Consider the following 6,262-nt stretch of genomic DNA (forward strand, 5'->3'; position numbering starts at 1 on the left):
TCATCGGGTGACTACGCTGTGCACCTGCCCATGATTCTCCGAACGGCCGGAGGCCACGATGGATCAGGCGCTCCGGTGCGACCGTCCGGTCACGCTCAACGTACCGGACCACCCCGTGATCACCCGCCCGGACCGAGAGGCGGTCGAGGCCGTGGACGTCGAAGCCGTGGACGGCGACGGCCTCATCGACGCCTACGTGGTCGGCCCGTGCTCGCCCGTCGTCGCGCGGTGGTCGGCCCGGCGCGGGCTCACGCCGGACGCCGTCCTGGCGCTCTCGCTGGTCGCCGCGGTGCTGGCGGCGGTGTGGTTCTCCGCCGGGACGCGCGGCGGGCTGATCACCGGGGCGCTGCTGGTGTGCGTGTCGTTCGTCTTCGGCCAGGTGGGCCAGGGGCGGGTGGACGGGCCGGACGCCCACTGGGCCGGCGCGTCCGGCGCCTGGCCCGCCGCGCTCCTCGACCGGGTCAAGGAATTCGTCGTGTACGCGGGGCTGGCGGCGGGGGCCACCGCGGGGAACCTGTGGTGGGCGGCGCTGGGCGCCGTCGTGCTGCTGTCCGTCCGGCACACGGCGGAGGCGTCGTTCTCGATGAGCCCGGCGTCCGCATCGATGGGCAAGGCGTCCGCGGCCGACGGGACGGGAGGAGCGTCGCGCCGGAGCACGTTCCTGCGGCGGGCCGGGAACAGTCTCGGGCTGCCGTTCGGCGAACGGCTCGCGCTGATCGCGGCCATCGCCGCCTTCGGCGGCGCCCGGCCGGTGTTCGCCGTGCTCCTGGCCTGGGGTTCGGTCGTCACCGCCGTGGCCCTGTCGCGACGACTGGCGAGGTCTCTCACATGACGGTGTCTCTCACATGACGGTCACGACCCTGCGGATCCACCGCGACGACGGCCCCGCGAGCCGGGCGCTCGGCCGGATGGCGCGGGGACGGCTCGCGCCGCTGCCGGCCGCCCTCGCGGCGGCGGCCCTGACCGCCGTCCTGCTGACCCTGCCGCCGGAGGGCGGCCCGGCGCCCGCGCTGTTCGCCCCGGTCATCGCGCTGCTGCTGGCCGGGCCCGCGTCCGCGCACCCGCACGACGGACGCCTGGACTGGCTCGCACCGCCTATTTCGCGCGGGATCGAGTATGGTTACCTCGCCGTGCTGGGGTTCGCGCAGGCGGTTTCGGCGCCGCTCGTCTACGTGCTGATCGCGGTTCTCGCGCTCCACCACTACGACATCGTGTACCGCACCCGCCAGGGGCGCCGGCCGCAGGAGTGGGTCCTGCGCGCCGGACTCGGGTGGGAGGGCCGGATGCTGTTCGCGGCCGTCGCGGGCCTTTCCGGTCTGCTCCCGTTCGCGTACGCCGCGCTGGCCGCCTACCTTGGCGTGTTGTTCGGCGCCGAGAGCGCCGTCGCGTGGGCGCGAGGTCGCGGCAGCGGCGTGATGGTCGACCTGAAGGAAGAGGAAGCATGATCGGCATGGTGCTGGCGGCAGGGGCGGGCCGGAGGCTGCGGCCCTACACCGACACGCTCCCCAAGGCCTTGGTCCCCGTGGACGGTGAGACCACCATCCTCGACATCGCCCTGGGCAACTTCGCCGAGGTCGGCCTGAACGACGTCGTCATTGTCGTCGGCTACTGCGCGGGCGCCGTAGAGGAGCGCAAGGCCGCCCTGGAGGAGCGGTACGGCGTGACCATCACGCTCGTCCACAACGACAAGGCCGAGGAGTGGAACAACGCCTACTCCATGTGGCTGGCTCGGGAGCACTTCTCCAAGGGCGTCCTCATGGTCAACGGCGACACGGTCCATCCGGTGAGCGTCGAGAAGACGCTACTGGCCGCCCGTGGACCGGACATCCTCCTGGCCGTGGACAACGTGAAAACTCTCGCCGACGAGGAAATGAAGGTCACCCTCGACGGCGAGGGTCACCTGGAGACCATCACCAAGCTGATGGACCCCTCCACCGCGAACGGCGAGTACATCGGCGCCACCCTGATCGAGCCCGCCGCCGCCGGGCCGCTGGCCGACGCCCTCAAGACCACCTGGGAACGCGACCCCGACCTCTACTACGAGGACGGCTACCAGGAGCACGTGCACCGCGGCGGCCGCATCGGCATCGCGCCGATCGGCGACGTCGACTGGGTCGAGGTCGACAACCACGACGACCTGGAGAAGGCCCGCCGGATCGCCAAGGGCTACTAGAGCCGTCACGACCGTCACCACCGTCACGACCGGGCCCCCGGGCCATCGACAGCGCGGACGACGAGGAGGCCCATGCCCCTGCTGACGCGGATGCTGAACGCGCCGCTCTCCATCGACGTGCGGCGCGGTGCCGTCGCCGCACTCGGCGAGCTGCTCGCCGACAAGCGGATCGCGACCGAGGGACGCGTGGCGATCGCGGTCGGCCCCGGCCAGGGCGACCAGATCGCCGACCATGTCCGGCCGTCCCTGGCGGCCTGCGAGGTCTTCCGGGTGGCGGGCGGCACCGTGGACGCGGCCGTCGACCTGGCCGGCAAGCTGCGCGGCGGGTCCTACGAGGCCGTCGTCGGGATCGGCGGCGGCCGGACGATCGACGCCACCAAGTACGCGGCGACGCTGTCGGGCATCCCGATGGTGTCGGTCGCCACGAACCTGTCCCACGACGGGATCTGCTCGCCGGTCGCCTCGCTCACCCACGAGAACGGCAAGGGCTCGTTCGGCGTGGTGATGCCGCTGGCCATGGTCGTCGACCTCGACTACGTGCGCGCCGCGCCCGACCGCCTCGTCCGCGCCGGCGTCGGCGACGTGCTGAGCAACTTCTCCGCAGTGGACGACTGGCTGCTCGCGTCCGCCGAGTGCGGCGAGCGCGTCGACCGGATGGCGCTCACCGTCGCCCGGACCGCCGCCGAGGCGCTGCTGCACCAGCCGGAGTCGATCGAGTCCGACCGGTTCCTGACCGTGCTGGCCGAGAGCCTGGTGCTGTCGGGGATGTCGATGGCGTTCGCGGGCGACTCCCGTCCCGCGAGCGGCGGCGACCACGAGATCCTGCACGCCATCGACCACCTCTACCCGGACACCGCGAACCACGGCGAGCTGGCCGGGATCGGCACCGCGTTCTGCTACCACCTGCGCGCCACCCACCTCGGGGAGGGCGCGGAACGGCTGGAGGAGATCCTCGCGTGCCTCGGGCGGCACGGCCTGCCTCGCCTCCCCGGCGACGTCGGGCTGTCGGACGAGCAGTTCGCCGACGCCGTCCTGTACGCCCCGCGGACCCGGCCGGGCCGCTATACGATCTTGGAGCACCTGGGCCTCGACAAGGGTGAGACCCTCAAGGCGGTGGAGCAGTATGTCCAGGCCCATGGAGGCTGAGTCCCCCGGGCGGGACCACCCCCCGGAGCCCGCCGGGGACGAGCAGCGGCCGCACCGCAAAGGCGCCTCGGTCGCCGACGTACGGCGGTACGGCCAGCCGCCGGGGCTGAAGGACCGGCGCAACGAGGAGCACTGGGCAGGGCGCCTCTACATGCGCGACCTGTCCCCCTACTTCGCGTGGGCGGCGCTGCGCCTCGGGTTCAGCCCCAACCAGCTCACCTACCTGATGATGGCGAGCGGCGTCCTCGCCGGCGTCGTGGTGTCGCTGCCCGTGTCCGGCACCGGCGCGCTGTGGACGGCGCTCGGCGGCGCCGCGCTCATCCAGGTCTACCTGCTGCTCGACTGCGTGGACGGCGAGGTCGCCCGCTACCTGCGGCGGACCTCGGTGGCCGGGGTGTTCCTCGACCGGATCGGCCACTACCTGTCGGAGGTCGCCCTCCTGATCGGCCTCGGCTTCGCCGCCCAGGGCGGCTGGGAGAGCGGCGGCTGGGTCGAGCTCGGCCTCCTCGCCGCCCTCGGCGCCGCGCTGATCAAGGCGGAGACCGACAACGTCGTCGTCGCGCGCGCCAAGTCCGGCCTGCCCGCCGACCCGGCCGGCGGCGACCGGGCGCTGCGCCCCCGCTCCTCCGGCATCGCGCTCGCCCGGCAGGCGGCGTCGATGCTGCGCTTCCACCGCATCATCGGCGCGGTCGAGCTGTCACTGCTGATCCTGGCGGCCGCCGTGGTCGACACCGTCTTCGGCAACGACACCCCGGCCGCGATGCGCGTCCTGATGGCCGCGGTCGCCGCCGTCGCGGTCGTCCAGACCGTCCTGCACCTGGTCAGCATCCTCGCCTCCCGGAGGCTGAAGTGACCTCCAGCCTCGACGAGGACTCCGTGGACGGGAACTCGGTGGACCCGCTCGCACAGCCTCCCGGCACCCGCGCGGACGGCGGCGTCGCGCTCAGCGTCGTGGTCCTGACCATGGGCAACCGCCCGGAGGAACTGGCCCGCGCGGTGCGCAGCGTCTTCGACCAGGAACACGTCGGCGTCGAGGTCGTCCTCGTCGGCAACGGCGTCGCGGGCGACTGGCGGCCGGCCGGCGATCCCGTCTTCGACGACGAGCGCGTGACCCTGCTGCGCCTGCCGAAGAACGTCGGGATCCCCGCGGGCCGCAACCGGGGCGTGGCGGAGGCCACCGGCGAGGTGATCCTCTTCCTGGACGACGACGGCTGGTACCGCTCCACCCGCCTCGGCACGTACCTCCGCGACCGGTTCACCGCCGAACCCGACCTCGGCGTCGTCTCGTTCCGCGTCCGCGACCCCGAGGGCGGGCGCGGCGAGCGCCGCCACGTCCCGCGGCTGCGCGCCGGCGACCCGGAGCGCTCCTCCGCCGTCACCACGTTCCTCGGCGGCGCGTGCGCCGTCCGCCGCGCCGCGTTCGACGCCGCCGGCGGCCTGCCCGAGGACTTCTTCTACGCCCACGAGGAGACCGACCTCGCGTGGCAGATCCTCAACGCGGGCTACCGCATCGTGTACGACGCGTCCGCGGTCATGTTCCACCCGGCCGTCCTGCCGACGCGGCACGACATGTTCTACCGCTACAACGCCCGCAACCGCGTCTGGCTGGCCCGCCGGAACCTCCCGTGGCCGCTCGCGCTCACCTACCTCGCCGTGTGGGTCGCCATGACGGTCCTGCGCGAGCGCAAGCCGAGCGCCCTCAAACCGTGGTTCAAGGGCTTCGCGGAAGGCTGGCGCAAACCGGCGGGCCCCCGCCGCCCCATCGCCTGGCGCACCGCCTGGCGCATGACGAGAACGGGCCGCCCTCCGATCATCTAAGGCGTCGTGACGGCGGCGAGGATCAGGTGGGTCAGCTCCGCGGTGATGTCGTCCAGGGGGATGTCCTGGCCGCGGGCGGACCAGTGGTGGACGAGGTTGTTGACCGCGCCGATGACGGCGATCATCGTGAGGCGGTAGTCGCGGTCGATGGCCTCGCCCCGGGCGGCGGCCTGGGCGGCCATCTCGACCAGCGTGTCCTCCCAGCGGGTGCGCCAGCGCAGGCGGTGCTGCTCCAGGCCGGCGCTCACGCCGATGACCTCGACGAACGCGAGGCGGGCCCAGCGGGGGTCGCTGGCGGTGACGGTGACGAACGCGCGCACGGCCCGTTCGACACGGGCCGGCAGGTCCTCGTCCGAGGCCTCGGCGTAGGCGGCGGCGAGGGACTCGGCCGCGCGCTCGTTGATGTCGCGGTGCAGCGCGAGGAGCAGTTCCTCGCGCCCGGAGAACTCCTCGTAGAAGTTGCGGGTGGACACGCTCGCCGTCGCGCACAGCCGTTCGATGGACGTGGCCGCGTAACCGCGGGTGCCGAACAGTTCGAGGCCCGCGTCCAGCAGGCGCCCCCGCCGTTCGGCGCGGCGCTCCTCGGCCGAACGGCCGCCATAGCTACGCCTGGGCGCGGGATTTCGGCCGCTCATCGATCTCCGTCCACCCGTGCGAATGGGGCAGCGCCAGCCTAACCGCGCGCCGGCCTGACCGCGCCCGCGCTTTCACGGTCGCCGGCACGCGGACTCCGCTCAGCCGGTGAGGAGCGTGTCGTGCCATCCGGGGTCGGTGGTGAGGACGGTCAGGCGCTGCGTGGCGCGGGACACGGCGACGTAGAGGACGCGCAGGCCGCGCGGGGACTGGGCGGCGATGGTCTCGGGCGCCACGATCACCGCGGCGTCGAACTCCAGGCCCTTGGCTTCGAGGACGTCCAGGACCTGGACGCGCTCGGGCAGGTCGGCGGCGAGGCGCTCGCGGTCTGCGGCCGTCCAGGCGGGACCGGCGGACGGCGCGTGGTCACTGGACACGGGGTCGTCGAATGGTGCCGGGCCGTTGGATGGTGCCGGGCCTTCGGACGGTGCGGGCTCGTCGAAGAGGGTGGGCTCGTCGAACAGGGTGGTTTCTTCGAACCGGGGTGGCTGG

The 6,262-nt window shown here is 73.1% G+C and carries 8 protein-coding genes; 6 read left to right on the forward strand and 2 right to left on the reverse strand.

Going from position 1 to position 6,262, the window contains the following annotated elements; translation table 11 throughout:
• Positions 1–58 precede the first annotated feature (58 nt).
• The 6 genes from E1285_RS48095 to E1285_RS06165 all read left to right on the forward strand — a co-directional run bounded on the left by E1285_RS48095 (position 59) and on the right by E1285_RS06165 (position 5,137).
• Positions 59–832 (forward strand): DUF5941 domain-containing protein, encoded by a 774-nt coding sequence (locus E1285_RS48095; protein ID WP_132148951.1) that lies wholly within the window; start codon positions 59–61, stop codon positions 830–832.
• A 13-nt stretch (positions 833–845) separates the two neighbouring features.
• A complete protein-coding gene (locus E1285_RS48100; protein WP_132148953.1) occupies positions 846–1,445 on the forward strand; it encodes a DUF5941 domain-containing protein in 600 nt (199 codons plus the stop codon).
• On the forward strand, positions 1,442–2,173 hold the full coding sequence (locus tag E1285_RS06150; protein ID WP_132148955.1) for a phosphocholine cytidylyltransferase family protein: 732 nt from the start codon (positions 1,442–1,444) through the stop codon (positions 2,171–2,173). The genes E1285_RS48100 and E1285_RS06150 overlap by 4 nt, the downstream gene beginning before the upstream one ends.
• Positions 2,174–2,245: 72 nt before the next feature.
• A complete protein-coding gene (locus tag E1285_RS06155) occupies positions 2,246–3,319 on the forward strand; it encodes an iron-containing alcohol dehydrogenase family protein (protein WP_132148957.1) in 1,074 nt (357 codons plus the stop codon).
• Positions 3,309–4,172, forward strand: coding sequence for a CDP-alcohol phosphatidyltransferase family protein (locus E1285_RS06160; RefSeq protein ID WP_132148959.1), 864 nt, complete (start codon positions 3,309–3,311; stop codon positions 4,170–4,172). Before E1285_RS06155 ends, E1285_RS06160 begins: the two co-directional genes overlap by 11 nt.
• A 110-nt stretch (positions 4,173–4,282) precedes the next feature.
• Positions 4,283–5,137, forward strand: coding sequence for a glycosyltransferase (locus E1285_RS06165; RefSeq protein ID WP_132148974.1), 855 nt, complete (start codon positions 4,283–4,285; stop codon positions 5,135–5,137).
• Here the strand turns inward: E1285_RS06165 and E1285_RS06170 are convergent.
• Together E1285_RS06170 and E1285_RS47175 are read right to left on the reverse strand one after the other, a co-directional pair.
• Positions 5,134–5,772 carry a TetR/AcrR family transcriptional regulator gene (locus E1285_RS06170; RefSeq protein WP_132148961.1) on the reverse strand — a complete coding sequence of 213 codons (639 nt, stop codon included), beginning with the start codon at positions 5,770–5,772 and terminating at the stop codon, positions 5,134–5,136. The two genes, E1285_RS06165 and E1285_RS06170, sit on opposite strands and share 4 nt — an antisense overlap.
• 99 nt (positions 5,773–5,871) lie before the next feature.
• Positions 5,872–6,262 (reverse strand): ATP-binding domain-containing protein (locus E1285_RS47175; RefSeq protein ID WP_243722595.1); only part of this gene is annotated, 391 nt, incomplete at its 5' end.

Origin of the sequence: Actinomadura sp. 7K507 (genome assembly GCF_004348425.1) — a bacterium.
Lineage (GTDB): Bacteria > Actinomycetota > Actinomycetes > Streptosporangiales > Streptosporangiaceae > Spirillospora.

What these genes read in the sequence shown, in the direction of transcription:
- E1285_RS48095 (WP_132148951.1), top strand. Translation starts at nt 59, where the DNA reads ATGGATCAGGCGCTCCGGTGCGACCGTCCGGTCACGCTCAACGTACCG.
- E1285_RS48100 (WP_132148953.1), top strand. Translation starts at nt 846, where the DNA reads ATGACGGTCACGACCCTGCGGATCCACCGCGACGACGGCCCCGCGAGC.
- E1285_RS06150 (WP_132148955.1), top strand. Translation starts at nt 1,442, where the DNA reads ATGATCGGCATGGTGCTGGCGGCAGGGGCGGGCCGGAGGCTGCGGCCC.
- E1285_RS06155 (WP_132148957.1), top strand. Translation starts at nt 2,246, where the DNA reads ATGCCCCTGCTGACGCGGATGCTGAACGCGCCGCTCTCCATCGACGTG.
- E1285_RS06160 (WP_132148959.1), top strand. Translation starts at nt 3,309, where the DNA reads ATGGAGGCTGAGTCCCCCGGGCGGGACCACCCCCCGGAGCCCGCCGGG.
- E1285_RS06165 (WP_132148974.1), top strand. Translation starts at nt 4,283, where the DNA reads ATGGGCAACCGCCCGGAGGAACTGGCCCGCGCGGTGCGCAGCGTCTTC.
- E1285_RS06170 (WP_132148961.1), bottom strand. Translation starts at nt 5,772, where the DNA reads ATGAGCGGCCGAAATCCCGCGCCCAGGCGTAGCTATGGCGGCCGTTCG.